24 protein-coding genes and 1 pseudogene are annotated in these 24243 nt (G+C 71.0%); 15 read left to right on the top strand and 10 right to left on the bottom strand.

Going from position 1 to position 24243, the window contains the following annotated elements; translation table 11 throughout:
- Positions 1-3: 3 nt before the first annotated feature.
- Together ABT063_RS03980 and ABT063_RS03975 are read left to right on the top strand one after the other, a co-directional pair.
- The gene (locus ABT063_RS03980) at positions 4-1371 is read left to right on the top strand and encodes a Gfo/Idh/MocA family protein (RefSeq protein WP_351055500.1); all 1368 of its coding nucleotides are present in this window, start codon (positions 4-6) and stop codon (positions 1369-1371) included.
- 294 nt (positions 1372-1665) lie between these two features.
- On the top strand, positions 1666-1800 hold the full coding sequence (locus tag ABT063_RS03975) for a hypothetical protein (RefSeq protein ID WP_351055499.1): 135 nt from the start codon (positions 1666-1668) through the stop codon (positions 1798-1800).
- Positions 1801-1854: 54 nt separating this feature from the next.
- Here ABT063_RS03975 and ABT063_RS03970 read toward each other — a convergent pair whose 3' ends face one another.
- Entirely contained in the window at positions 1855-2010 is a 156-nt protein-coding gene (locus ABT063_RS03970; RefSeq protein WP_351055498.1) for a hypothetical protein, read from the bottom strand.
- Positions 2011-2118: 108 nt separating this feature from the next.
- Here ABT063_RS03970 and ABT063_RS03965 point away from each other — a divergent pair, with 108 nt between their 5' ends.
- The 4 genes from ABT063_RS03965 to ABT063_RS03950 all read left to right on the top strand — a co-directional run bounded on the left by ABT063_RS03965 (position 2119) and on the right by ABT063_RS03950 (position 5380).
- Positions 2119-3477: a rhodanese-like domain-containing protein gene (locus ABT063_RS03965; protein WP_351055497.1), complete on the top strand. Its 1359-nt coding sequence runs from the start codon at positions 2119-2121 to the stop codon at positions 3475-3477.
- Between the two features lie 72 nt (positions 3478-3549).
- On the top strand, positions 3550-3915 hold the full coding sequence (locus ABT063_RS03960; protein WP_351055496.1) for a rhodanese-like domain-containing protein: 366 nt from the start codon (positions 3550-3552) through the stop codon (positions 3913-3915).
- A complete protein-coding gene (locus ABT063_RS03955; RefSeq protein ID WP_351055495.1) occupies positions 3912-4655 on the top strand; it encodes a sulfite exporter TauE/SafE family protein in 744 nt (247 codons plus the stop codon). The genes ABT063_RS03960 and ABT063_RS03955 overlap by 4 nt, the downstream gene beginning before the upstream one ends.
- A gap of 149 nt (positions 4656-4804) precedes the next feature.
- Positions 4805-5380 carry a rhodanese-like domain-containing protein gene (locus tag ABT063_RS03950; RefSeq protein ID WP_351055493.1) on the top strand — a complete coding sequence of 192 codons (576 nt, stop codon included), beginning with the start codon at positions 4805-4807 and terminating at the stop codon, positions 5378-5380.
- A gap of 201 nt (positions 5381-5581) precedes the next feature.
- Here ABT063_RS03950 and ABT063_RS03945 read toward each other — a convergent pair whose 3' ends face one another.
- Both ABT063_RS03945 and ABT063_RS03940 read right to left on the bottom strand, forming a co-directional pair.
- Complete coding sequence (locus ABT063_RS03945) at positions 5582-6262, bottom strand: class I SAM-dependent methyltransferase (RefSeq protein ID WP_351055492.1); 681 nt, start codon at positions 6260-6262, stop codon at positions 5582-5584.
- Between the two features lie 78 nt (positions 6263-6340).
- Positions 6341-7132 (bottom strand): YhjD/YihY/BrkB family envelope integrity protein, encoded by a 792-nt coding sequence (locus ABT063_RS03940; RefSeq protein WP_351055491.1) that lies wholly within the window; start codon positions 7130-7132, stop codon positions 6341-6343.
- A 213-nt stretch (positions 7133-7345) separates the two neighbouring features.
- Here ABT063_RS03940 and ABT063_RS03935 point away from each other — a divergent pair, with 213 nt between their 5' ends.
- Positions 7346-8758 carry an RtcB family protein gene (locus ABT063_RS03935; protein WP_351055490.1) on the top strand — a complete coding sequence of 471 codons (1413 nt, stop codon included), beginning with the start codon at positions 7346-7348 and terminating at the stop codon, positions 8756-8758.
- Positions 8759-8814: 56 nt separating this feature from the next.
- Here ABT063_RS03935 and ABT063_RS03930 read toward each other — a convergent pair whose 3' ends face one another.
- Positions 8815-9270, bottom strand: a complete 456-nt coding sequence (locus ABT063_RS03930) for an archease (RefSeq protein WP_351055488.1) — start codon at positions 9268-9270, stop codon at positions 8815-8817.
- A 241-nt stretch (positions 9271-9511) separates the two neighbouring features.
- Between ABT063_RS03930 and ABT063_RS03925 the strand changes: the two genes are divergently transcribed.
- Genes ABT063_RS03925 through ABT063_RS03915 form a run of 3 tightly spaced genes read left to right on the top strand, consistent with a single transcriptional unit; the run spans position 9512 to position 11362 of the window.
- Positions 9512-10423, top strand: coding sequence for a universal stress protein (locus ABT063_RS03925; RefSeq protein ID WP_351055487.1), 912 nt, complete (start codon positions 9512-9514; stop codon positions 10421-10423).
- Entirely contained in the window at positions 10420-10821 is a 402-nt protein-coding gene (locus ABT063_RS03920; RefSeq protein ID WP_351055486.1) for an SseB family protein, read from the top strand. Before ABT063_RS03925 ends, ABT063_RS03920 begins: the two co-directional genes overlap by 4 nt.
- Positions 10822-10870: 49 nt before the next feature.
- On the top strand, positions 10871-11362 hold the full coding sequence (locus ABT063_RS03915; protein ID WP_351055485.1) for a PPC domain-containing DNA-binding protein: 492 nt from the start codon (positions 10871-10873) through the stop codon (positions 11360-11362).
- Positions 11363-11372: 10 nt separating this feature from the next.
- On the opposite strand, the pseudogene ABT063_RS03910 reads toward ABT063_RS03915, so the two are convergent.
- The 5 genes and pseudogenes from ABT063_RS03910 to ABT063_RS03890 all read right to left on the bottom strand — a co-directional run bounded on the left by ABT063_RS03910 (position 11373) and on the right by ABT063_RS03890 (position 16992).
- A pseudogene (locus ABT063_RS03910) lies at positions 11373-12859 on the bottom strand (gamma-aminobutyraldehyde dehydrogenase).
- Positions 12860-12862: 3 nt separating this feature from the next.
- Positions 12863-13954, bottom strand: coding sequence for a proline racemase family protein (locus ABT063_RS03905; protein ID WP_351055484.1), 1092 nt, complete (start codon positions 13952-13954; stop codon positions 12863-12865).
- Positions 13954-14871 carry a dihydrodipicolinate synthase family protein gene (locus tag ABT063_RS03900; protein ID WP_351055483.1) on the bottom strand — a complete coding sequence of 306 codons (918 nt, stop codon included), beginning with the start codon at positions 14869-14871 and terminating at the stop codon, positions 13954-13956. Before ABT063_RS03900 ends, ABT063_RS03905 begins: the two co-directional genes overlap by 1 nt.
- A 54-nt stretch (positions 14872-14925) precedes the next feature.
- Positions 14926-16170 carry an NAD(P)/FAD-dependent oxidoreductase gene (locus ABT063_RS03895; RefSeq protein WP_351055482.1) on the bottom strand — a complete coding sequence of 415 codons (1245 nt, stop codon included), beginning with the start codon at positions 16168-16170 and terminating at the stop codon, positions 14926-14928.
- A 225-nt stretch (positions 16171-16395) separates the two neighbouring features.
- On the bottom strand, positions 16396-16992 hold the full coding sequence (locus ABT063_RS03890; protein ID WP_351055481.1) for a short chain dehydrogenase: 597 nt from the start codon (positions 16990-16992) through the stop codon (positions 16396-16398).
- A gap of 70 nt (positions 16993-17062) precedes the next feature.
- Here ABT063_RS03890 and ABT063_RS03885 point away from each other — a divergent pair, with 70 nt between their 5' ends.
- From ABT063_RS03885 to ABT063_RS03865, 5 genes are all read left to right on the top strand, one after another.
- Positions 17063-17929 carry a LysR family transcriptional regulator gene (locus ABT063_RS03885; RefSeq protein WP_351055480.1) on the top strand — a complete coding sequence of 289 codons (867 nt, stop codon included), beginning with the start codon at positions 17063-17065 and terminating at the stop codon, positions 17927-17929.
- Between the two features lie 372 nt (positions 17930-18301).
- A complete protein-coding gene (locus ABT063_RS03880) occupies positions 18302-19747 on the top strand; it encodes an alanine/glycine:cation symporter family protein (RefSeq protein WP_351055479.1) in 1446 nt (481 codons plus the stop codon).
- 460 nt (positions 19748-20207) lie between these two features.
- Positions 20208-20918 carry a GntR family transcriptional regulator gene (locus tag ABT063_RS03875; RefSeq protein WP_351055478.1) on the top strand — a complete coding sequence of 237 codons (711 nt, stop codon included), beginning with the start codon at positions 20208-20210 and terminating at the stop codon, positions 20916-20918.
- Positions 20919-21054: 136 nt separating this feature from the next.
- Entirely contained in the window at positions 21055-21648 is a 594-nt protein-coding gene (locus ABT063_RS03870; RefSeq protein WP_351055477.1) for a redoxin domain-containing protein, read from the top strand.
- Positions 21649-21655: 7 nt separating this feature from the next.
- Positions 21656-22510 carry a cytochrome c biogenesis CcdA family protein gene (locus ABT063_RS03865; protein WP_351055476.1) on the top strand — a complete coding sequence of 285 codons (855 nt, stop codon included), beginning with the start codon at positions 21656-21658 and terminating at the stop codon, positions 22508-22510.
- A 60-nt stretch (positions 22511-22570) separates the two neighbouring features.
- Here the strand turns inward: ABT063_RS03865 and ABT063_RS03860 are convergent, their stop codons facing one another.
- Positions 22571-24067 carry a vanadium-dependent haloperoxidase gene (locus tag ABT063_RS03860; RefSeq protein ID WP_351055475.1) on the bottom strand — a complete coding sequence of 499 codons (1497 nt, stop codon included), beginning with the start codon at positions 24065-24067 and terminating at the stop codon, positions 22571-22573.
- Positions 24068-24243: the final 176 nt, after the last annotated feature.

Here is a 24243-nt window from a genome sequence, read left to right as displayed (position 1 = left end):
TCTATGAGCCGAACCACCCGTCACCGCGCAGCCGTTGTCGGCACCGGTCACCGCGCCCAGATGTTCACCCGGGCCCTCGCCGCACGCCCCGACCACCTCGTCGCCGCGCTCTGCGATCCGAGCCCCACCCGGATGGCCTTCCACAACCGGCTGTTGACCGCGGCCGGTGAACCCGCCGCCTCCGCATGGGAGCCCGAGCGCTTCACCGAGATGCTCGCCGAGGAGGACATCGACGAGGTCGTCGTCACCACCGTCGACGCCGAGCACGACCGCTACATCGTCCCGGCACTGAAGGCCGGCTGCCGGGTGGTCACCGAGAAGCCGATGACCGTCGACGCCGGCCGGTGCGCCCGCATCCTCGACACGGTCCGGGACACCGGCAACTCCCTGACCGTCGCCTTCAACTACCGCTTCAACCCCGTCCACGAGAAGGTCCGCTCCCTGCTCGCCGACGGCGCGATCGGCGAGGTCCTGTCCGTCCACTTCGAGTGGCTGCTCGACGTACGGCACGGCGCGGACTACTTCCGCCGCTGGCACCGGGAGAAGCACAACAGCGGCGGCCTCATGGTGCACAAGTCGAGCCATCACTTCGACCTGGTCAACTGGTGGCTCGCCGACGAGCCGCAGGAGGTCTTCGGCTACGGACGGCTCGGCTTCTACGGCCGTGAGGCGGGCGAACGCCACGGACTGCGCCGGGACTACGACCGCGCCCACGGCGCCGCCCCGGCCGCCGACGACCCCTTCGCCCTGGACCTCGCGGCCGACGACACCCTGCGCGCCCTCTATCTGGACGCCGAGCAGGACGACGGTTACGTCCGTGACCGCAACGTCTTCGACGGGCCCGTCACCATCGAGGACGACATGGCGGTCCTGGTGCGCCACACCCGGGGCACGACGATGACGTACCACCTGACGGCCTACTCCCCGTGGGAGGGCTACCGGGTGATGTTCAACGGCAGTGCGGGCCGACTGGAGCTGGAGGTGGAGGAGAGCCGCTGGCAGCCGCCCGGGAGCCGGATCACCTCGGGCAGCGGCGCGCTGCACGGCGACACGGCCGCCGAGCACGCGGGCGGGCCACGCCTCACGCTCCGTCCCCTTTGGCAGCCGCCGGTCGAGGTCCCGCTCGTCACCGCGCACGAGGCCCACGGCGGCGGCGACCCGCGCATGCTCGACGCGCTGTTCGGCCCCGTGGACCCACGGCAGCCGACGGACACGAGCGCGACGACCCACCCGACGGCCACCGAACGCGACGGCGCCCTCGCCCTGGCCGTCGGCCTCGCGGCGAACCAGTGCTTCGAGACGGGGCGGCCGGTGCGCGTCCGTGAGCTGGTGCCCGGTGTGTGGGAAGGGCGAAGGCCGGTCCGCCGGTAGCCGCCGAGGCCCTCCATGACGCCTTGGACGTCCTGGTGGTGCGTGTGGTGGGGTCCCGTCCCTGCCTCGACGAGCGGCGCTGTCCAGTGCGGCCTTCGCTGCTGTAGCTCGTGGGTGTGGTGCGGGCGAGCGGGACGGTGCCGCGGGACGCGAGCGCGGCGCCGGTGGGGGCGAGGGCTGCGCCGACGATGAAAAGGGCGGCGACGGTTGCCATGTCGAGGCCGCCGGAGGATCCGGAGCCGGTCGGGGTAAGCGGCAGCAGGGCGCCGAAGCCGGCGAGGTGAGGGCGACGCCGTGCCACCCGGTGTGGCTGGTGCGGCGTCCGGCGCCATGGGCGCGGAGCGGTACGGCGGCGTCGACGGTGAGCGCGCCGAGGCACTGGACCAGGGGCATCGAGGGATCGGGGAGCGGGGCCGCTTCGGCGCGTGATGTCCGCGCTGTCCAGCGCGGTTGGGAGATCCCTCGCCGGTCTCCACGACTCCGTCAGCCGCCCGGTCGTGCGCGTGCGACGGTCGCGTCGACGCCGTAGCGGCGGGCGAGCTGGTGGGCTTCGGCGGTACGGCTCTTGGAGAGCAGGAAGCTCATCGACTCCGGCGGGAACCCGGCGACCAGCGGCACCGCGATCACCTGCGGGGACACACAGATCCAGAATGCGGCGCACCACCCGGACCAGGATACCCAGGGGGGTATCCGTGTTACGGTGTGCCATATACCCGCGGGGGTAATTATCGGCGAAGGGAGAATGCGTTGTTCTTCATCGACACCGTCGAGCTCGAGGGGCTCGGCAATCGGAGCTACCTGGCCGGCGGTTCGCGTACGGCGGTGGCGGTGGACCCGCCGCGCGACATCGACCAGGTGATCGCGGCCGCGGCCCGGCGCGGGGTGCGGATATCCCATGTGGTGGAGACCCACATCCACAACGACTACGTCACCGGCGGCCTGGAACTGGCCCGCGTCACCGGTGCCGCCTACCTGGTTCCGGCCGGGGCCCGGGTCTCCTTCGCGCGCTTCCCCGTGGCCGACGGCGACACGGTGACGGTGGACTCGGGCCTCACCTTGCGGGCGGTGGCCACTCCGGGACACACGCCCCACCACACGACGTACGTGATCGAGGAGGAGGGGGTGCCGGTGGCGGCGTTCACCGGCGGCTCGCTGCTGATCGGAACGGTGGGCCGCCCGGACCTGGTGGAACCGCGGCTGACCCGGCAGCTGGCGCGAGCCCAGTACGACTCGGTGCACCGCCTGGCCGCCCAGCTGCCGGACGAGACGGCCGTGCTGCCCGCGCACGGGTTCGGCAGCTTCTGCTCCTCGGCGCAGGCCGAGGGCGACGCGACCACGATCGGCAAGGAGAAGGAAGCCAACGCGGCGCTCACGGTCGACGCGGACACGTTCGTGGCCCGGCTGCTGGCCGGGCTGGAAGACGTGCCCGCGTACTACGCACACATGGGTCCGGCGAACGCGCAGGGCCCGGCGCCGGTCGATCTGACGCCGCCGGCGGTCGCCGGCGCGCAGGAGATCGCGGAGCGTCTGGCGGACGGCGAGTGGGTCGTGGACCTGCGCAGCCGCATCGCCTTTGCCGCGGGGCACGTCGCCGGCACGTTCAACTTCGAAGCCGACGGCAAGATCGCCACCTATCTGGCGTGGATGATCCCCTGGGGCAAGCCGGTCACCCTGCTCGCCGAGACCCCCGAGCAACTGGCCGCTGCCCAGCGGGAACTGACCCGCGTCGGGATCGACCGGCCCGCGGCGGCCGCCACCGGTGCCCCGTCCGGCTGGGTGCCCGCAGGCACCCCGCTCGCCTCCTTCCGGCGGGCGACCTTCGCCGACCTGGCCGAGCACGGCACCGAGCAGGTGGTGGTGCTCGACGTGCGCCGCGACTCCGAGCGCGCCACCGGCCATATCGAGGGCTCCGTGCACATCCCGATTCATCAGCTGCACCAGCGGATCGGCGAGATTCCGCGGGGCACGGTGTGGGTGCACTGCGCGGGCGGGATGCGCGCGGGGATCGCCGCGTCGCTGCTGGACGCCGCGGGCCGGGACGTGGTCGCCGTCGACGACGGCTTCGGCGCGGCCGCCGACGCCGGCCTGCGCCTGGTCTCCGGCTGACCGCCCCGCCCTTCCCGCCCACGGGCACACCCCCACCCACACAAGCCCAAGCACGTCCTGCAGGAGTCAGTCATGTTCCCCTTCCGTCGCCGCGCGAGCCGCATCACGCCCGACGAGGCGCACCGCCGGACCAGCGGCGCCGACGCCTCAGCCGTCCTGCTCGACGTACGCGACAAACCCGAGTGGCAGGCAGGCCACGCCCCCAGCGCCGTACGTGCCCCGCTGTCGCGGCTGGACCAGGGTGCCGCCCTGCCTCGCGCGGCCCAGGATCGCGCTCTCGTGGTGATCTGCCGCAGCGGCACTCGCTCGCAGCGGGCCGCCAAGCTGCTGGCGGAACGCGGTACCGACGTCGTTGACGTCGAGGGCGGGATGAACGCATGGGTCGCCGCCGGCCACCCCGTTGTCGACGCGCGCGGGAACAGCGGCTCGATAGCGTGAGCGCACTGATCCTCGCTCTCGTGGCGGGGGCCGTCATGGGCCTGGCCCTGGGTGCCCTCGGTGGCGGCGGCACCGTACTCACCGTCCCCGCTCTGATCTACCTGCTCGGCTTCACCCCGGCGGGCGCCACCACGGCCGGCCTGATCATCGTGGCCTTCACCTCCGGCGCAGCGCTGTACGCCCACGCGAGGGACGGCAGCGTGGCCTGGCGTGGGGGCCTGCTGTTCGCTGCCGCGGGCATCGCACCCGCCTTCCTCGCCGGCGCGGCGGCGGGCCACCTGCCGGAAGCCGCACTGACAGTGGCGTTCTCCGCTGTTGCCGCCCTGGCGGCCCTGCGGATGCTGCGTCCCGCGGCAGCCGTGTCCTCCAGCGGCATCCGCCCCGCCAAGGCGGTCGGCGCCGGGGCCGGTCTGGGAGCGGTGACAGGGCTCCTGGGTGTGGGGGGCGGCTTCCTCGCTGTTCCGGCCCTGGTGGGTCTCCTGGGGCTGGCGATGCGCAAGGCCGTCGGCACCAGTCTCCTGGTCATCACCGTCAACTCCCTCGCCGCCCTGACTGCGCGTACCGGGACCGGCGGCCACCTGGACTGGGCGGTGATCGCGCCGTTCACCGGGGCCGCGATCCTCGGCGCCTGGGACGGCAAGCGCCTGGCGGCGAAGGTCCCCAGCGCCGCGCTCCAGAGGACGTTCGCCTTCGTGCTGCTTGCCGTGGCCGCCTTCATGCTGGTCGACGCGATCACGTGAGTCGGTTCAGCACGACCGGTTCAGAAGGAAGACGACCTCAGCTCGGCACCCACCAGATCAAGTTCCACGACAACCCCTCGCGAATACCCCCTGGGGTAATGCACTCCCCGGTTCGGGATATCGCCGACATCCAAGGACGACAATCCGTCATGAACACTCCCATCACGCTCAGTGCCCGACAGGCTCACTCGCGCATACACGAACTCACCGTCATCGACGTGCGCACGCCCGGTGAGTACGCGGCCGGCCACCTGCCCGGCGCCCTCAACATCCCCCTCGATCAGCTCCGGCGCGCCCTGCCCGACATCCGGCGGGCCGCCGAGCGGCGCGACATCCTCGTCGTGTGCGCCTCCGGCGCCCGCTCCCGGAACGCCTGCTCGGCTCTCGCGGAACACGGCATCAGCGCCGCCACCCTCACCGGAGGTACGAGTGCCTGGGCGGCCGAGGGCCACGAGGTGCACCACCCCGGCAACGCCGGGCGCGTCACCTGGGCCATGGACCGTCAGGTCCGCTTCACCGCCGGCCTGATCATCCTGCTCGGCCTGCTCCTCGGCCTCATCGTCCATCCGGCCTTCCAAGTCCTGTCCGCGGGCGTAGCCGCCGGGTTGCTGTTCTCCGCCATGACCAACACCTGCGCCATGGCAACCGTCCTCTCCAAGCTCCCCCACAACAGACCCCGCGCGACCGACCTGAACGCCGCACTCGCCCGACTTCGCGACAGGTGAGCGGGCCGCGCGCCCAGCGCACCAGTGCCGTGTGCACAGCGGCCAGGCAGGCGCCGTCCGCCGCTCGGGCGTGGAACGCCGTATCGGGGTCGGTGGCATCGGCTCCGAGGGCGTCGATGATCGCCTGCAACGCTGGCTCCCGCGCTTCGACGCGGCACGAAAGCCCGGGCGGCCCCGGTGGGCTCGCGGTGTCCGTCGGTGTCAGTGGCGTACTTGAGTGACGCGCCAGAGGCGGCGCGGAAGTTCGCCCTCCTCGAAGGCGTGCACTTCTTTCAGCTGCCAGTCGCCCGAGGCGAGGCTGTCGACGAGGTGCCGGTCGAAGAAGTGGACCGCGAAGCCTCCGTGTTCGTAGATGTCGTCGCCGTGTGCGGTGCCCGCTCCGTAGTGGGCGTCGCCGGTGTGGCGGACGGTGTAGACGAGGGTGCCGCCGGGGCGCAGGACGCGGGCGATCTCACCCACCGCCGCGTGGATGTGCTCGGTCGACAGGGCCATGCACAGCAGCATGTGGGCGAAGACGGCGTCCACGGAGGCGTCCGGCAGCGGCAGTGGATCGCGTACGTCGTGAGTGACCGTGGTCACCCGCGCCGTCACACCAGTCCGGCGCGCCGCCGCGGTGAGCTGCTCAAGGCCGACGGTGCTGAAGTCGGTGGCGCACACGGTGAAGCCCTGACGGGCGAAGAACAGCGCGTCGCGGCCGTGCCCGGCGCCGAGTTCGAGCACGGTGCGGCAGCCCGAGGCGCGGAACAACTCGGCGGCGTGGTGGGCCGGCTCCGAGGGCTCCATGCCGTACATCAGGGAATGCTCGGCGTAGACCGTCTGCCAGTGCTGCTGCTGGGCCGCCGCGATGTTCGCGTGGTCCGGCTGTTCTCGTTGGTCGTGCATGGCCGCCTCTTCGAGTTCTTCGTCACTGTCGATCTTCGCCCATGCTCCGGTGAGTTGCTCCTGGGCGTCGTCAGCACTTCATCTGCCGCCCCGCGCCGGTCTGTGGTGCTCGCGGAACCAGCGGCCGGTCATCGCGCCGCCGTAGACGACGAAGCCCACACCGATGAGCCACGACTCGACGACGAGGACGATGCCGACCGTGCCGTAACTGACCGCGTTGCTGATGACGAGTGGCGTGAAGACGAGGTACGAGAAGCCCCGGAGGCCGATCAGCCCGATCATGGTGGCGACCGCGCCCGGCAGCAGGTCCCGCCAGCGGACCTGACCGCCGAGGAGGAAATGCTGACCCCACCAGAAGAACAGGACGCCGGTCACCGAGGTCAACATGATCCGTTCGGGGCCCTGCAGGGCTGATCCGGTCTGCACCTCCTGGTAGACGTACGCGGTCAGTGCGACCAGCCAGGTCGCCTGCCGCCAGACTCGGTGCCACGGGCCGGACGGCAGGTTCCAGATCCGCTCGTAGCCGTTCTGGACGCTCGCGGCGAAGGTCACGCCGAACACGGCGAGCGCCACCGCGCCCCACACACTGGTGGTGTCGACCACCCGGGGCGGTGGGCTGATGATGTCCGCGAGCATCCGCGCGGACTGCCCGGACAGCCCCATGCCGTCGACGAGCCACGACGCGAAGCCCCCGCGTCCCAGCGGGTCGACGGCGGCCACCACGATCAGCAACGGCGCCAGTGTGACCAGAGCGAGCGTGGCGAACCCCAGGGCCCGGTGCATCAGCTCCAGTTCGCGGCCGCGCCGGACGAGGGCGGTCGCGCCGAGCCGGTCCCACCCGCGGTGGAGTACGCGCAGGTACCGCTTCACGGGGCGATCCTCCGTTGGCTCGCCGACCCGCGCCGAGTGACCGGCGGGGCGTCCGGACAAACATGATCGGGCCGTCGTGCGCGAGCGACGGTGGACGGGGCCGGCCCGGAACTGACGCCGGGGGCCCGGTATGCCCCTTCTTGTGCCGAGGCGATAGACAGGTGCCTCCGCGGGTACTCCCGGACGTGTGGACGCCCGGCGCAGGAGGCCGCGATGGAACTGGTCGAGGAAGCCGACCACCGCTTCCGCATCGAGCCGCGGGGCGCGATGCGAGTGCCCGGGGTGGTCTTCGCCTCCCGGGCACTGCTGAGGGACGCCGAGAAGTCCCTGGAACAGGTGGCCAACGTGGCCACGCTGCCGGGAATCGTCGGCGCGTCGTACGCCATGCCGGACATCCACTGGGGCTATGGCTTCCCCATCGGTGGCGTCGCCGCGACCGACGTGGACCAGGGAGGTGTCGTCTCGCCCGGCGGGGTCGGCTTCGACATCTCCTGCGGGGTACGGCTGCTGGCCGCCGACACCGACCGGCGTGCGCTCGAGCCCGAGCTGCCCGCGGTCATGGACGACCTGGACCGGTCGATCCCGCGCGGCGCGGGACCCGGCGGGGTGTGGAAGCCGTCCGGCCCTGGACAGCTGGAGCGCATCCTGCGCGGCGGCTCCCGGTACGCCGTGGAGGAGGGCTACGGCGAGGAACGCGACCTGAACCGATGCGAGGACGGCGGGGCGGTCGCCGACGCCGACGTCACCGAGGTGAGCCGGCGGGCGCGGGAGCGGGGGCTGGGCCAGGTGGGCAGTCTGGGGTCCGCCAACCACTTCCTCGAGGTGCAGTGCGTCGACGAGGTGTACGACGAGACGGCCGCCGCCGCGTTCGGCCTCGCCGTCGGCCAGGTGTGCGTGATGATCCACTGCGGTTCACGCGGCCTCGGCCACCAGATCTGCACCGATCACGTCCGGGCGATGGACCGCGCCATGTCCCGCTACGGCATCACCGTCCCCGACCGGCAACTGGCCTGTACCCCGGTCGACTCGCCCGAGGGACAGGCGTATCTCGGCGCGATGGCCGCCGCGGCCAACTACGGACGCGCCAACCGCCAGCTGCTGTCCGACGCGGCCCGTCGGATCTTCCACCGCGGCGCGGGCGCCCGGCTGTCCCTGGTGTACGACGTGTCCCACAACCTCGCCAAGATCGAGACCCATACGGTGGCCGGGGCACGGCTCAGACTGTGCGTGCACCGCAAGGGAGCCACCCGCGCCTTCCCGCCCGGCCATCGGGACCTGCCCGAGGACCTGCGAGACGTCGGCCAGCCGGTGCTGATCCCGGGAACGATGGGCACGGCCTCCTACGTCCTGGCCGGAGTGCCCGGCGGTGACGCGTTCTTCTCCACCTGCCACGGCGCGGGGCGGGTGCTCAGCCGTCACCAGGCCGCACGCGCGGTCACGGGGAAGGAGCTGCGGGCCCGGCTGGAAGCGGCAGGCATCGCGGTGCGCCCCAGGTCGCTGCGCGGCTTGGCGGAGGAGACACCGGAGGCCTACAAGGACGTGGGCGAGGTGGTCGCGGCGAGCGAGGGCGCGGGACTGTGCCGCACGGTCGCCCGGCTGGTGCCGCTCGGGGTGGTGAAGGGCTGAGGTCACGAGCGGGCCGTACGGTGCCTCGCCCTCCGGGCCGTACGGTGCCTCGTACCTCACACGTCCACGGTCACCGCGCACGACCAGCCATAAGGATCCGGCCCGATCCGCAGCCCGTGCCAGGAGACGCCTTTCGGCACGGCACCGATGATGTCCACGTCGGCCAGGCCGGCCAGGGCCAGCCGTACGTCGAGGCCGTCGTCGACCGTGTCCGCCTCCAGGTCGACGGTGACCTGGCCGTCCACCTCCAGGCGGAAGACGACCTCGTCCAGCAGTGCGGTCAGCATGTCGTCGTCCTGCTCCTCCGGCAGCCGGACGCGTTCGACCGCGGTGGGCCGTACGGCCGAGACATCCGCGAAGGACTCGACCATCCCCAGCGCCGCCTCCACCAGGCAGCGCTCCCGGCTCACACCCCACGCCTCTATCCGCACGTCGGCCGTGTGCGGCACCGCCCGGTGGCCGTTGCCGCCCCGCCGCCGCTCCTGGATGTCGTCATCCGTGTCACCGACCATGCGCACCGCCCAGCATCGGGTCGTCTCCTCGGCAGGAGTGCCACGACCGTACGGGTGCCCGTGGCGGGGCAGTCCATGCGCCGTGGGTGGTGCCCCGGCGGCAACGGTGTGGGGGACAGGCGCGTGGGGTACCCGGCGCGACGGGGTCGAAGGAGTGGAGAAGCATGAAGCACCGAAACCGTGGACGGAGCGTGCGGGAACCGGCCGTGCGACTGCGCTTCCCGCGGGAGAGGACACGGCGGTGACCGGCGACGGTGGCACCGTGCTCCTCGGGATCGACGACACGTCGTACTCGTGGCTCGCCGCGGACTGGGCGGCCGGTGAGGCGGAGCTGCGCGGCTGCGCGTTGAAGGTCGTCCATTCTGTCGGCCGTAGCGCGGATGCCGCGTACGGGGAGACAGGGGTGGGTCTCACCGAGCGGGTGCTCGAGGCCGGTGTCGGTGTACTGGACGACGCCCGGGCGCGACTCGGGGCCGCTCATCCCGGCGTGCCGATCGATACCGCCCTCGCACGTGACGACCCGGCCGAGGCCCTCCTGACCGCCGCCCAGGACGCCGACCTGGTCGTGGTCGGAACCCGGGGGCGAGGTGGCTTCGCCGGGTTGCTGCTGGGTTCGGTGAGCCGGAGGGTGGCCGCCCACGCGGACCGACCGGTCGTCGTCGTGCGCGGGGATACGGCGAAAGGCGACCACGGCGTCGTCGTGGTCGGCGTGCGCGACGAGCGGGACGAGGAAGCCGTGCGGTTCGCCCTCGCCGAGGCCGACTCGCGCCGGGCCGGCGTGCGTCTGGTCCACGCCTGGGCGCCGCTCGTGCGCACCGGCATCATGGTGCCTCAGGTCAGCAACCTCGAGGAGGAGCGGGATGCCCACGCCCAGTTGCTGAACCATGCCGCCCGTCCCGTCGCCGAGTACCCGAACGTCCACGTGGACACCGAGCTGTCCATCGACTCGCCCGCCGCCGCTCTGGTGCAGGCATCCGCTCGGGCCGACCTGATGGTGCTTCCGCGGCACCCGGCCGAGGGCAGGTTCGGGCTGCGTCTGGGGTCGGTGGTGCACGCCGTACTGCACCACGCGAGCTGCCCCGTCGCCGTCGTACCCACGGGTCGGCCCGCTGCCGCGGACGACAGCGCCGTAGAGGTGACGGATCAGTCATGACGGACTACTTTCCCGATGGTGCGGCGTCCGCCGTTCAGCTGGCCCTGCGGGCGGTGGTCGCGGGCGAGGCGGACGAGACGGCGCTGAACACCCTCGCCGGCGGGGAGGTTCTCATCCCCACCGGCGCCCCAGCTGCCGAGGACCAGGAGCCCGGCACGGTGAGCCTTCCCGTCTACGAGCAGGAGGACGGCACCGAACTGGTGCCGGTCTTCACCTCGCAGGCGCGCATGCGGCAGGCGCTGCCGCAGATCACCCGGCACCGGCAGGTCGTGCTCGGTGAACTCGCCCATGGCTGGCCGTCGGAGAAACTGGCGTTGATCATCGACGCGGGCACACCGGAGGAGCTGGCACTGACGGCTCAGGGCGTGAGGGAACTGCTCGACCGTGACGTCGGCTGAGGCCGCATCGTGCTGATCACCGGCCGCCACCACGGCCGTACGGCGGTTGATGCCGTCCGGCACGGGTACCCGGGCGCGCATGAAGTGGCAGCAGGTGCAGGACTCCCCGGCGGCGGTCTTCGTGTTGGTCCTCGATCCGGGCGAGGAGGCCGTGGCCAAGATCACCGGTTTCGCTCGCGAACAGTCGCTGGGCGCATCCCAGGTAACGGCCGTGGGTGCCTTCTCCGAGGCCACGGTGGGGTGGTTCGACCGCGAGGCCAAGGACTACCGGCGGATACCGGTCGGCGAGCAGTGCGAGGTGCTGTCGCTGCTGGGGGACATCGCCGTCGGGGAGGACGGGCCGACCCCGCACCTGCACGCCGTGCTGGGGCTCGCGGACGGCACGACCCGTGGCGGTCACCTGCTGGAGGGCCGGGTGTGGCCGACGCTCGAGGTCATCGTCCGGGACAGCCCGGCGGCGCTGGCGAAGATGCACCGCCCCGATCTCGGCCTGGCGCTGATCAGTCTGCCGCAGGGGGCATCGCTGGGCAGCGACCTTTGAGGACGACACGTTAGCTGGTGAAGACGATGTCGTGCCAGGACTTGTGCGGGGCGCCGGTGATCTCCGACATGACGTGCTTGACGTTGGTGTACTCGTCGAAGGAGTAGGCCGACATGTCCTTTCCGAAGCGGATGCCTTGTAGCCGCCGTGCGGCATCTCGCTGATGATCGGGATGTGGTCGTTGATCCAGACGCAGCCCGCCTGGATCTCGCGGCTCGCGCGACCGGCGCGGAAGACGTTGCCGGTCCAGGCCGAGGCGGCCAGCCCGTAGGGCGTGTCGTTGGCCAGCCGGATGGCGTCGTCGTCGCTGTCGAAGGGCAGGCAGACGAGGACCGGACCGAAGATCTCCTGCTGGACGATGGGGGAGTCCTGTGCCGCGTCGGTGATGAGGGTGGGCTCGTAGTAGGCGCCCCGGCCCAGCGCCCCGTCGGGGATCCGCCCGCCGCGCACGATCGTGGCTCCGTCCTGGCGGGCGGCCTCGACCATGGCGGCGACCTTGTCGCGCTGCCGGAGGGAGATCAGGGAGCCCATGTCGGTGTCGGGGTCGTCGACCGGGCCCAGACGTACGCCGTCCATGAGGGCGGCGACCCGCTCGACGAACGCCTCGTACAGGGGCCGCTGGACGTAGGCGCGGGTGGCGGCCGTGCAGTCCTGGCCACTGTTGATGAGGGCACCGGCCACGGCGCCGCGGGCGGCGGCCTCCAGGTCGGCGTCGTCGAAGACGACGAAAGGAGCCTTGCCGCCGAGTTCGAGGTGGACCCGCTTGACCGACCCGGCCGCCTGCGCGGCGACTTGGCGGCCGACCGCGGTGGAGCCGGTGAAGGAGACCATCGCGACGTCGGGGTGTGTGACCAGCGTCTGCCCGGCGACGGGACCGCTGCCGGTGACGATGTTGATCACCCCGTCGGGGATTCCGGCCTCCTGCGCCGCCTCGGCGAACATCACCGAGGTGAGAGGGGTGAGTTCGGACGGCTTGAGGACCACGGTGTTGCCGGCGGCGACGGCGGGCAGCACCTTCCAGGCGGCCATCTGCAGCGGGTAGTTCCAGGGGGCGATGGAGCCGACGACGCCGATGGGTTCGCGGCGGATGGTGGAGGTGTGTTCGCCGGAGTACTCCGCCGAGGCACGGCCTTCCAGATTGCGGGCAGCACCGGCGAAGAACCGGACGTTGTCGATGCTGCCGGGGATGTCGAAGCCGCAGGTCAGCCTGATCGGCTTGCCGCCGATACGGCTCTCGGTGTCGGCGAACTCCTCGCTGCGGGCCTGCAACCGGTCCGCCCAGCGCAGCATGGCCTCGGAGCGTTCGGCGGGGGTGCTGCCCGACCATTCGGCGAAGGCGGCGCGGGCGGCGGCGACCGCCTCGTGTACGTCCTCAGGGCCGGCCAGGGAGTCGGTGTCCAGGACCTCGCCGGTGGCCGGGTTGGTCACCGAGTGCTGCTCGCCGGACGTGCCGGAGCGGCGCTTGCCCGCGATGAACTGCTGTCCGGTGGTTTCCATCAGTCACGTCTCCGATTGGGTCTCGGGGTCGGAGCTCTGCTCGCCCCACAGGTCGCCGAGTGTGTAGCCGTGCGGGAAGGGGTCGGTCTCGTCCAGGACGTACTGGCTGAACGCCGTGATCCAGCCGCGTCCGCTGATCGTCGGCAGCACGGCCTCGTAGGACCCGATCCGGGTGGTCCCCGAGAGCGTGCCCGTGAAGGTGGTGCCGAGGATCGACTCGTGAACGAACGGTGTGTTCAGGGCGAGTTCGCCGCGGGCGTGCAGCGCGGCCATGCGGGCACTGGTGCCGGTGCCGCACGGGGAGCGGTCCACTGTGCCGGTCCAGGTCGCCGGATCGGCCAGGTCCACCTCGCCGTTCGGCAGGACGACCGTGTTGCGGCCGGAGACGCCCGGCGTCGGCGAGGGGCCGTGGATCATCACCAGGGAGATCTGGTTGATGCCCGGATTGAGCGGATGGCTGACCGGCACCTGCCGCTGGGCAGCGGTCCGCAACACCGCTCCGGCGCGGACGATCTCCTTGGCCGCACCGGGCTCCAGCCGGATGCCGAGGTCCGCGGCGCGCGCCTGGACGTAGAACTGACCGCCGAAGACGATGTCGACCGGCACCGGCCCGTACTCGGGAAGCTCCAGGACGTGGTCGAGGGCGATCGCGAAAGCGGGCACGTTGGCGAAGGTGACCCGGGTGGCCCTGCCCCCCTCGATGTCGGCGCGGACGCGGACGAGGCCGACCGCGGTGTCCACGGTGAGTTCGGTGACCGGCTCGGTGACCGGCACCGCGCCCGTCTCCACGAGCGCGGTGACGGCGCAGATCAGGTTGGAGCCGGACATGGGGCGGAAGCCGCCCTGTTCCAGCACGACCAGGCCGAAGTCGGCGGCCGGGTCGGCCGGGGGCAGCACCAGGGCGCCGCACAGGGCCGGGTAGCCGCGCGGCTCGCGCAGCAGGAGCCGGCGCAGGTCGTCGAGGTGCTTCTCGCAGTAGTGCAGCCGTTCGGCCATGGTGGCGCCCCGGACGTGCAGGTGGCTGCCGATCAGTACGCGGCCCGGCTCGCCCTCGGCGTGGACGTCGATCGCGTGGATGCGGCGGTGCGCGGGCATCACGCGGCCATGGGGTCGGCGGCGGTCTCGACGCCGGCGGCGGCGAGCAGGGTGCGGAACTCCTCGCGGTACTCCGGGGCCAGCGGCAGGACGGGGGCGCGAGTGGGGCCGGCGCTCACGCCGACGAGCTCGACCCCGGTCTTGATGCCGCAGGCGTAGTTGTGGGACTCCAGGAACCGGCAGATGGGGAAGATCTTGGCCCACAGCTCGCGCGCGGCGTGCAGATCGGCACGGACGGCGAGGGCGTCGTACAGGTCGGCGCACAGCCGGGGGATCACGCTGGCGGTGCCCCACACGCCGGCCTTCGCACCGCTCGCGAGGGCGGCGAAGGTGAGGGTGTCCCAGCCGTTGAGGGTGGTGATGTCCTGCGCGTGCTGCTGCTGGACGGCGGTGAGCCAGGCGAAGTCGCCGCCGGTGTCCTTGTACGACGTCACCGCGGTCTCGCGGGCCAGCTTCGCGAGCTGTTCGGGGGTGAGCTGCACGCCGGTGGCGGAGGGGATGTTGTAGTACATGATCGGGATGTCGATCGCCTCCGACACCGCGCCGAAGTAGGCGAGGAGCTCCTCGAAGGACGGGGCGTCGTAGAACGGCGGCACGATCATGACGGCGGACGCCTCGGCCTTCTCGGCGTGGACGCTCAGTTCCACGGTCTCGGCCGTGCCGAGTGCCCCGGTTCCGGCGACCACCGGGACGCGTCCGGCGGCGGCTTCCACGTACAGCTCGGTGGTCTGCTTGCGCTCGTCCAGGGTCAGCGTGGTGAATTCGCCGGTGCTGCCGCCGGGGACGAGGCCGTGGATGCCGCCGGAGATGATGTGGTCGGCCTGGCGCTTGACGCCCGCGGCGTCGACGGCCGAGCCGTCCGCGGTCAGTGGGGTGACGACGGCGGCGAGGATGCCGGTGAACTGCGGGGCATTCATGGGAGATCTCCTGAAGTCAAGAGGGGGGTTGAAAGGAGAGACAAGCGGTGAGGGTCACCTGCGGGTGAAGCGGAGCGGGGAGACCGCCTCGGCGACGGCCGGGAGGCGGTGCTGTGTGACGGCCTCGGTGATGATCTCGGCGGTCGCGGGGGCCAGGGTGAGGCCCAGCATGCCGTGGCCCGAGGCGACGTAGACGTTGGGCAGCGGGTGGAGCCGGCCGATGACGGGCAGGCCGTCCGGGGTCATGGGTCGCAGGCCCGCCCAGGGACTGGCCTCTCCCGGAGGGTTGTCCCAGCCGCTGAAGGCGTCGGCCGCGGCCTTCTTGATGGCGGCGACGCGCCGGAGGTTGACGTTCTCCTCCAGTCCGCCGAACTCCATCGTCCCGGCCAGCCGCAGGAAGCCGTTCAGCGGGGTCACCGCGACCCGGGCGTCCTCCAGGGTGAGGGAGGTGCGCAGCTGTACGGGGGCGGGGGAGTAGTCGACGCTGTAGCCCTTGCCGGGGCGGATGGGCAGAGGGGCGCCCAGTTCGCGGGTCATGCGGCCGGTCCACACGCCGGCCGCCAGGAGCAGGGTGTCGCCGGTGAACTCGCCCTTGTCGGTCAGCACGCCGGTGACGGTGTCGCCCCGGCGCAGGAAGCGGCGTACCGGCGAGTGCTCATGGATCTCCACGCCCAGTTCCTGACAGCGCTTGAGCAGGCCCTGGGTGAGGGAGTCGGGCTCGACCTGCCGGTCGTCCGGGAAGTACAGGCCGTGGCGGGTCCGGCTGTTCAGCGCCGGTTCGCGGGTCTGGACGGCGTCCCCGTGCAGGTGTTCGGGAACCATGCCGAACCGCTCGAAGACATCCAGGGAGGCGCACTGCTCCTCGTACCTCTCCCGGGTCTCGAAGGCCAGCAGGACGCCGGCCTTGTGCATCTCGAAGGAGATGCCGTCCCGGGTCCAGTCGTCGAGGAGGTCCATGGTCCCCTCGGCCAGGCGCAGTTGGTTCTCCAGACCGCGGCGGAAGTCGTGGGCGGTGCAGTGCCGGGCCATGGTCAGCATGAACTTCACGAAGCCCGGGGCGAGAGACGGCTTGACGTACAGCGGGCTGTCCGGCTTCAGCATCCACTTCAGGGACTGCAGGATGACTCCTGGGGCCGGTACCGGACCGCTCTCCGCCAGCGCGATCTTGGCAGCGTTGCCGTGCGTGGCGGCCGAGCCCGCGCGCCGGGCATCCAGCACCACCACTTCACAGCCACTCTTGGCCAGCCGGTAGGCACTTGCCAGGCCGACGGCCCCGGCGCCGACAACGATGATCCGCATGGAGTCGTGTACCTCCCGACAGAGGACGAGTGCAGATTGTCAAACAATCTACGTCCGATGAGAGTGACGCTAGGCTCGCCGCCCGGCGCAGTCAATAAGTCGCGGGGAACTTGTTGTAAATGAGCTTCCTGCCGCTTCTGGGTGAAGTGCACCCTGTATCCCCGAAGCCTTGGGTAAAAAGGGGTCCTCGCGTACGCGAGGACCCCTGAGCTGCGGAAACGGCCCCTACAGGGCGTAGACCTGCCCGGTCTGGGCGCCCTCGACGGAACGGACGTACGCCTGGGCGACGTCGGCGAGATCGACCGACGCCATGCCCGGGAAGTAGTCCCCGTACTTGTCGAGGCTCTCGGTGAAGACCGTGGGGCTGACCGCGTTGACGCGCTGCGGGGCGATCTCGATGGCGGCGGCCCGCACGAACGCCTCCAGCGCGCCGTTGGCCATGGAGGCCGCGCTGCCGGTGGGGATCGGCTCGCGCGTCAGGATGCCTGTGATCAGGGTGAAGGAGCCGCGCTCCGCGATGCGGGGGACCCCCTGACGCACCAGATCGATCTGGCTGAGCACCTTGCCCCGGAAGGCGGCCAGGTAGTCCTCGGGCGTCATCTCGATGACCGGCTTGTACGGCACGTTGCCGGCGGCGCTGACGACCGCGTCCACCCGGCCGGCCCGGTCGTACAGTTCGGTGGTCTGTGCGGGGTCGGTGATGTCGTAGCGCAGGTCGCCGCCGCTGCGTCCCACGGTGAGGACCTCGTGTCCGCGGGCGAGGAGCGTCTTGTGGACGGCCGTACCGAGCGTGCCGGTGGCACCGATGAGAAGAATCTTCATGGCCGCGACGCTAGGCCCGGCCCGCGGCGCGCGGGAAATGCCTTCCGGAGGGCACTTATGCTCCAGGGTTATGAATGTGGAGCTACGGCACCTGCGGGCGCTGGTCGCGATCGGTGACGAGGGCACCATCACCGGTGCCGCGGCCGTGCTCCACATCAGCCAGCCCGCTCTCTCACGCACCCTGGAGCAGCTGGAGAGCCGGGTCGGCGTACGCCTGGTGGAGCGCACCACCCGCACCCTGGCCCTCACCGAGGCGGGGCAAGGGCTCTACGAGCGCGCCCACCTGATCCTCCATCAGCTGGACGACGCGCTGACGGAAGTCGCGGCGGGGGTACGGCCGCTGCGTATCGGCTTCGCCTGGGCGGCGCTCGGCGACCGTACCGTGCCGCTGTTGCGCACCTGGCGCGAGGCGCACCCCGGCACCCCGGTACGAGCGCACCGCGGCGACGACCCGGAAGCGGCTCTGCGCCGAGGTCGGATCGATGCGGCACTCCTGCGCACCGAGCCCGCCCCGGGGGCCGGACTGGAGGTACGGCCGCTGTACCGGGAAGGGCGCCTGGCCGCCGTACCCGAGGACGATCCGCTCGCCCGGCGCCCGGCCGTGCGCCTGACCGACCTCGCCGACCGGCCGGTGGTGCTCTGTGCCACCGCCGCCACCACGGCCGGCCTCTGGCCCGACGGGCGGCGTCCCCGGACGTTCGAGGTGGCCAACGTCGACGAGTGGCTCACCGTGATCGCCACGGGAGAGGCGGTCGGCGTCACCGCTGCGGCCACCGAGCACAGCCATCCACACCCCGGCGTCCGCTACCTCCCCCTGACGGACGCGCCGGCCGTGACGGTCCGCCTGGCCTGGCCGCGTACTCCCACGCATCCGGCCACCCTCGCCTTTCTCGACCACCTGCGGGACATGACCGGCGCCGACGGCCTGGAGCCGTAGCGGCCGCCGAGAGGCCCACGTCTCGGCCACGGACGACGGATTCCGCAAGAGAGCCCGCACCCGCGGCCGCCATGCTCCAGGGCCGGCCTGCCATGAGCGGTTTTCTTGCATCCGCCCAGGTCAAGTGCCTGATGTACGTCACACGTAACCGCTGGCGGGCAGTGCGGGCGATCGACGGTGACCCGATGAAGTATCGCGATTCCAGCCGTTGACAGGGCTGACCCCTCTCCCTAACCTTCCCCCATCTTGCTGCTTGTCAGACAATTTGCAGGCTCTCATCGAGGCCGAGCCGATTGAACTCGCGGCGCTCCGCGAGAGGACGGGACGCCTCTCAGGGGACAAGGACGTCTCTTCACGCAGAGGGAGCATCAAATGGAAGAACTCCTCACCACCATCTACGACGTCATCTGGAACCCGCTGGTATACGTCACGCTCATCACCGGGTTCGTCTACACCGTCGCCACGCGGGGCGTGCAGGTGAGACACCTGTCAGGAATGATCAAGTGCCTTTTCGGGCGTGCCGACTCCGACACGGGCACCTCCTCCTTCCAGGCATTCGCCATGGCCCTGGGTGGGCGTGTCGGCGTGGGCAACATCGCCGGCGTCGCCACCGCGATCGCCTACGGCGGGCCCGGCGCGTTGTTCTGGATGATCGCCACCGCCGTTCTCACCGCTTCCAGCGCGTTCATCGAGGCCACGCTCGGCCAGATCTACAAGGTCAAGTCCGAAGGTGAGTACCGCGGCGGCATTCCTTGGTACATCGAAAAGGGCCTCGGTCTGAAGTGGCTCGCGGTCGCGGCGGCAGGCGTGGCGGTGCTGTGCTACACCCTGCTGATCCCCGGCGTGCAGTCCTCGACCATCGTCACCTCGATGGACGCGGCCTTCGGTGTTCCGACGTGGTTGTCCGGGCTGATCGTGGTGGCCCTCCTCGGGCTCGTCGTCTTCGGCGGCACGAAGCGCATCGCCGCGTTCTCCGAGAAGGTCGTGCCCTTCATGGCCGCCTGCTACGTGCTGCTCGCCGTCGTCGTCCTGATCGTGAACTTCGGGGAGATCCCCGAGGTCGTGCGGCTGGTCATGTCCTCTGCGTTCGGAACCGACGCCGTCTTCGGCGGCATGATCGGCGCCGCGGTGTCCTGGGGTGTTCGACGCTCCCTCTACTCGAACGTCGCCGGCGTCGGCGAAGGCGGCTTCGCCGGTGCGGCGGCCTCGGTCTCCCACCCGGTCAAGCAGGGACTGGTCCAGTCGTTCTCCGTGTACATCGACACTCTGCTGGTCTGCACGGCGACCGGCGTGATGATCCTCTCGACCGGGGCGTACAACATCCTTCCCGAGGGGCGACCCGCACTCGTCGAAAACCTTCCGGGCGTGGAACCCGGGGCGGCGTTCACGCAGACGGCCATCGACACGGGCATCCCGGGAGCGGACTTCGGCGCCGGGTTCGTGGCCGTCGCGATCTTCTTCTTCGCCTTCACCTCACTCCTGTCGTACTTCTACTACGGCGTGACGAACATCGTGTACCTCACCGGCAGTGCCCGAGGCGTTCCGGCCCGCATCGTGCAGGCCGTGGTCCTGCTGTCGGCCTACCTCGGCACGGTGCGCACCACCGAACGGGTGTGGCAGCTCGGTGACATCGGGTACGGACTCATCGCCTGGTTCAACATGATCGCCATCGCCCTGCTCCTGCCGATAGCGGTTCGCGCCCTGCGGGACTACGAACGCCAGATGAAGGAGGGGCTCGACCCGGTCTTCGACCCCGCCAAGGCCGGCATCAAGGGAGCCTCCTTCTGGGAGTCCAGCGACGCCCCGGTCCGGCAGTAGCGACGGACGGACGACGAGCGGTCCCGCGCATCGTGGGCACAGGGACGCGGGATCGCTCACTCGGCTGGGGCGGCCTCCCGGCCGTCCCTCACCGCGATCGGCTTGACCTCGATCCGTCGTGCGGAGTGTCGGTTCGTCCGGGGGCCGTTGCGGCGCAACGGCGACCACCCCGCCCAGGCCGACCATCAATCTGTCCGCCGGCGTCCGGCGCCGAGGGCGCCGATGAGACAGTCCCCGCCGGGCGAGCGCGAGCGCCACATCCGGCGGGACTCTGCCCGGGTCGTACACCGCACGGGGCGCGCCAGGGCGACAGCGCCGCCGATGTCGCCTGACCGCTCGTCGTCCCTCCCGCCGAACGATGTGGAGCGACGACGGCGCCGTGGCCGCCGGACGCATGCGGTCTCACCCGGCCGCTCCCGCCCCTCCCATAGAATGCGGTCTGACAATCTGCGGAGGATGCATGAGCGAGAACGCCGCCCAGTCCGCCGGTCCGAGGCCGGTCACCACCCAGACGCGCCGGGACGCGGTGGTCGACGAGCTCCGCCGCGCGATCATGGCCGGAGAGCTCAAGGCCGGCCAGCGCGTGCGGGAGGTCCACATCGCTCAGCAGTTGGGCGTCAGCCGCCCGACCCTGCGTGAAGCCGTCTACCAGCTGATCCACGAAGGTCTCCTCGAACAGCAGCCTTATCGCGGAGTCGTCGTCTCGTCGATCGACGAGAAGTTCATCACCGACATCGCGGCCGTCCGCGTCGCCCTGGAGTCGCTCGCGGCGCGAGCGCTGGCCGACGACCCCGACGGTTCCCGACGGGCAAAGCTCGAAGCCGCCTGGCAGGAGTACCGCGCCGCGCACAGTGCGCAGGACGCCGCACGCCTCCACCAGGCCCACGTCGCCCTGCACCGCACCATCTGGGAAGCGTCCGACAACACCATGCTGAAGCGGATCTGGCCGACCGTGGAGGCACAGATCAACGTCGCCATCACGGTCGACGAGAGCACCCGGTCCGATCCCGACCGGGCCCTGCACGTCCACGAACGGCTGATCGACGCCATCCTCGGTGGCGACCCCGAAACCATCGACGCCGAGGTGGAACGCCACACCCGGGCCAGCGCCGACGAGTTGATCGAGATGATCGCCGAGCGACGGCGCAACGCGGACGACCCCGAGTCCTGAAGGGGCAGCCGATGCCCTGGCATCCGTCGCGTGCACGGCGTCCCCTGACGTCACCGAACCGTAAGCCCTTCACCCCACGCCCACGGGGCCGACCGGCTCTACAGTCACAGCTGATCCCGACGCACAGGAGCCCGTCATGCGTGCCCGCACCTTTCTCCCGGCGGTTCTGGCCGCCGCCCTGCTCACCGTCACCGGATGCGGATCCGACGGTGGTACCGACTCCGGCGGCGACGCGCAGGCGGCACCGCCGAAGGCATCCTCCTCCGCACCTTCGGGCGAGGGCGAGGGCGAGGGCGAGGGCGACGGCGCGGACAAGGCACAGGTACCCGAGGCTCTGAACTTCACCGGCACCACGGTGGACGGCCGGCCGTTCGACGCGAAGACCCTCGCGGGCAAGCCCACCGTGCTGTGGTTCTGGGCCCCGTGGTGCCCCAAGTGCCGCGCCCAGGCCGCCGAGACCGCCAAGGTCGCCGCCGACCACCAGGGCAATGCCAACGTCCTCGGCGTCGCCGGCCTCGACAAGAACGCCGCCATGAAGGACTTCGTCTCCCAGACCGGCACCGACAACTTCACCCACCTCTCCGACGAGTCGGGCGAGGTGTGGAAGCGGTTCGGGGTCACCGAGCAGAGCCGTTACGTCATCCTCGACAAGGACGGCAAGACCGTGTACGAGGGTGTGCTGCCCGGTGGCGAAGGGCTGGCCGGGAAGGTCGCCGGGCTCACCGGCTGAACCCGCCATGGCCGACCTGCCCCTGGCCCTCGCACTCAGCGCGGGCATGCTCGCCGCCGTCAACCCGTGCGGCTTCGCCCTGTTGCCCGCCTATCTGTCGCTGCTCGTGCTCGGCGACGACTCGCCGAGCCGTTCGGTCGCTGTCGGCCGGGCTCTGATCGCCACCGCGGCGATGACGGTCGGGTTCGCCGCGCTGTTCGGTGTGTTCGGCCTGGCCGTCCAGCCCGTGGCGGGGCAGGTGCAGGAGCAGTTGCCCTGGTTCACCATCGTCTTCGGGCTGCTCATGGCCGGCGCCGGTACCTGGCTGATGGCCGGGCGTCAGCTTCCCGCCTTGGCGCCGAAGCTGCGCCGCGCCCCGGCCGTGACCCGCTCGCTGCCCTCCATGGCCCTGTTCGGGATGGCGTACGCGACGGCCTCGCTCGGCTGCACCATCGCCCCGTTCCTCGCCATCGTCGTCTCCGCCTTCCGCAGCGGCTCGACGGGGGAGGGCATCGCCCTGTTCGCCGCGTACGCCGCGGGAATGGGCCTGATCGTGGGCGCCGCCTCGTTGACCGTCGCCCTCACCCGCACCACCGCGGTCACGCGGCTGCGCCGTCTCGGTGCCGTCGCGCCCCGGATCGGCGGCGGACTGCTCCTCTGCGTGGGCGCGTATGTCGCCTACTACGGCTGGTACGAGATCCGCGTCCAGCACGACCCGACGACCCAGGACCGGGTCATCGACGGGGCCGGAGCCGTCCAGCGTCGTATCGCCGACGCCCTGGACGCCACCGGCCCCACGGTGACCGCTGTCGTCTTCGCCACCCTGTTGATCACGGCCGTGGTGCTCGTCCGCGTCCGGCGGGCCCGAGAGGCCCGCCGGTGACCCGGCACTTCCCCGGATCGGGTGGCGTGCCTGTGCACGACCGATGCGCCGACCGAGAGGTCAGACCGCGATGGTGGTGCCGTCGAACCGGCTGAGCGTGAACTCAGCCTTCTCCAGGGTCGACTCCTTGGCCTCGCGCAGCACGCCGATGGCGATCTCCTCGCCCAGCCGCACGGCCTCGGTGTAGTCGGTACGCCAGTGCACGCCGGCCATGTTGCGGCCGGTGGCGATGTTGGCGGCGACCTTGTTGAGCTCGCCGCCGACGGTGAGCCGGTCGGCGTCCGGTCCGGAGTACGGCTCCAGGCCCATGCCGTCCGTCGTGGGCACGACCGGGTCGGGCAGCAGGTGCGACTCGTCGAACCACGCCTTGAGGATCGTCACACACGCTCCCGCCACGGTGGCGTGTCCGGAACCGTAGGAGGGGTGGGTCGGGCTGCCCTCGGGGAACGCCTGAGGCAGCAGGTGACTGCCGAACTTCTCGAAGACCCGCTTGACGGCGACGGAGTCCAGCACCCCGGCATCGATCGGGTACTCGCGCTGCCCGCGCAGCTGCTGATGGACCCGCCCGCCGAACTCCTCCGGCCGCAGCCGCCGGTGCACGTACCACTTCTGGAACCACACGGCCTTCAGGGCACGGGTGGCCACCTCGGTGACGAGTGAGAGGATGTGCGGGCCGCCGTACGTCCCGAAGCCGATCTGGTTGCGCGAGAAGCTGTACGGATTGCCCGCGTCCACCGGTGCGTTCATGCCCAGCAGGATGAGAGCGGCGTTGAGGTACGCCTCGTACAGCGCGTCGAAGTGCACATAGTGCGCCAGGTCGCGCGGGGTCTGGATGTACCGCCGGGTCGCGAAGTCCCGCTCGTCCGGCTCGGGTTCGGAACCGTTCTGCACCTCCAGCCAGTCGCCCCACGTGGTCAGATGGTCGACCGGGCGGACCAGCGTGTCCTGCCGCTGCGGGATCAGCAGCGTGCCGTACGGGATGTCCTTCAGCAGGAACTGCGAGACATACGGCCCGGCCAGGTCGCCCCGGGTGTCCCCGCGGAAGATGGTCTGCGGGGTGACCAGGCCGTTCTGCTTGGGTGCCCGGAAGTCCTCCAGCCCGCTGAGTTCGGTGGACGCCTCGGCGACCAGTTCGCTGTCGCCGAACCGGGTGAACAGCACGTCACGGCACAGCGCCATCCAGTACAGCTCGACGGCCTCGGCGGAGTTCTGCGCGCTGTCGATGCGCGGCGCGGGCGGGATGGAGAGCGCCTGGGCGTCCGGGCCCTCCGAGTCGAAGGCCAGCCCCGCCTGCGGGTTGACGAATTTGCGGGTGTCAGCGAGCGGGACCCGCTCGAAGTCCTCGTAGCTGCCCGTGGCCAGCGCCCGGCGCAGCAGGTTGTAGGCGGCCGGGTCGACCTCTCCGAACTTGTTGTGCGGCAGTCCCTTGGAATAGTTGGCGACGAAGGGGTGGTCCGTCTCCTCCCCGTTGGCGGTGTGGACCGGTACGTGGCGCTGGAACTCGACCTCGGCGGCCCGGACACGCCAGTCGCGCGCGGCAAAACGACGATCACTCATACGAATCCCCCGTATTCCCCCATGAGTTGTGCGCAATGCGTTGTGCTTGGAGCGCACTCTTTCCTATGAGACGCCCGACCGCGTGCGACCGTTCCAGCGGAACCAGTCATCGCACATACCTGCACATATGCAACGCGGGCCTCCGCATCACATCGCGCCGCGGGCGCGGGGGACGG

The sequence above is a fragment of the Streptomyces sp. NPDC002838 genome, from assembly GCF_040295365.1.
Classification (GTDB): Bacteria; Actinomycetota; Actinomycetes; order Streptomycetales; family Streptomycetaceae; genus Streptomyces.
This window is presented reverse-complemented; position numbering and strand designations above follow the sequence as displayed.

Bases quoted from the DNA above. Each gene is read 5' to 3' on its own strand.
- ABT063_RS03945 (WP_351055492.1), bottom strand. From the start codon at position 6,262: ATGCACGACCAACGAGAACAGCCGGACCACGCGAACATCGCGGCGGCC.
- ABT063_RS03935 (WP_351055490.1), top strand. From the start codon at position 7,346: ATGGAACTGGTCGAGGAAGCCGACCACCGCTTCCGCATCGAGCCGCGG.
- ABT063_RS03915 (WP_351055485.1), top strand. From the start codon at position 10,871: ATGCCGTCCGGCACGGGTACCCGGGCGCGCATGAAGTGGCAGCAGGTG.
- ABT063_RS03920 (WP_351055486.1), top strand. From the start codon at position 10,420: ATGACGGACTACTTTCCCGATGGTGCGGCGTCCGCCGTTCAGCTGGCC.
- ABT063_RS03870 (WP_351055477.1), top strand. From the start codon at position 21,055: ATGCGTGCCCGCACCTTTCTCCCGGCGGTTCTGGCCGCCGCCCTGCTC.
- ABT063_RS03865 (WP_351055476.1), top strand. From the start codon at position 21,656: ATGGCCGACCTGCCCCTGGCCCTCGCACTCAGCGCGGGCATGCTCGCC.
- ABT063_RS03950 (WP_351055493.1), top strand. From the start codon at position 4,805: ATGAACACTCCCATCACGCTCAGTGCCCGACAGGCTCACTCGCGCATA.
- ABT063_RS03875 (WP_351055478.1), top strand. From the start codon at position 20,208: ATGAGCGAGAACGCCGCCCAGTCCGCCGGTCCGAGGCCGGTCACCACC.
- ABT063_RS03905 (WP_351055484.1), bottom strand. From the start codon at position 13,954: ATGCCCGCGCACCGCCGCATCCACGCGATCGACGTCCACGCCGAGGGC.
- ABT063_RS03930 (WP_351055488.1), bottom strand. From the start codon at position 9,270: ATGGTCGGTGACACGGATGACGACATCCAGGAGCGGCGGCGGGGCGGC.
- ABT063_RS03860 (WP_351055475.1), bottom strand. From the start codon at position 24,067: ATGAGTGATCGTCGTTTTGCCGCGCGCGACTGGCGTGTCCGGGCCGCC.
- ABT063_RS03900 (WP_351055483.1), bottom strand. From the start codon at position 14,871: ATGAATGCCCCGCAGTTCACCGGCATCCTCGCCGCCGTCGTCACCCCA.
- ABT063_RS03880 (WP_351055479.1), top strand. From the start codon at position 18,302: ATGGAAGAACTCCTCACCACCATCTACGACGTCATCTGGAACCCGCTG.
- ABT063_RS03960 (WP_351055496.1), top strand. From the start codon at position 3,550: ATGTTCCCCTTCCGTCGCCGCGCGAGCCGCATCACGCCCGACGAGGCG.
- ABT063_RS03885 (WP_351055480.1), top strand. From the start codon at position 17,063: ATGAATGTGGAGCTACGGCACCTGCGGGCGCTGGTCGCGATCGGTGAC.
- ABT063_RS03980 (WP_351055500.1), top strand. From the start codon at position 4: ATGAGCCGAACCACCCGTCACCGCGCAGCCGTTGTCGGCACCGGTCAC.
- ABT063_RS03890 (WP_351055481.1), bottom strand. From the start codon at position 16,992: ATGAAGATTCTTCTCATCGGTGCCACCGGCACGCTCGGTACGGCCGTC.
- ABT063_RS03895 (WP_351055482.1), bottom strand. From the start codon at position 16,170: ATGCGGATCATCGTTGTCGGCGCCGGGGCCGTCGGCCTGGCAAGTGCC.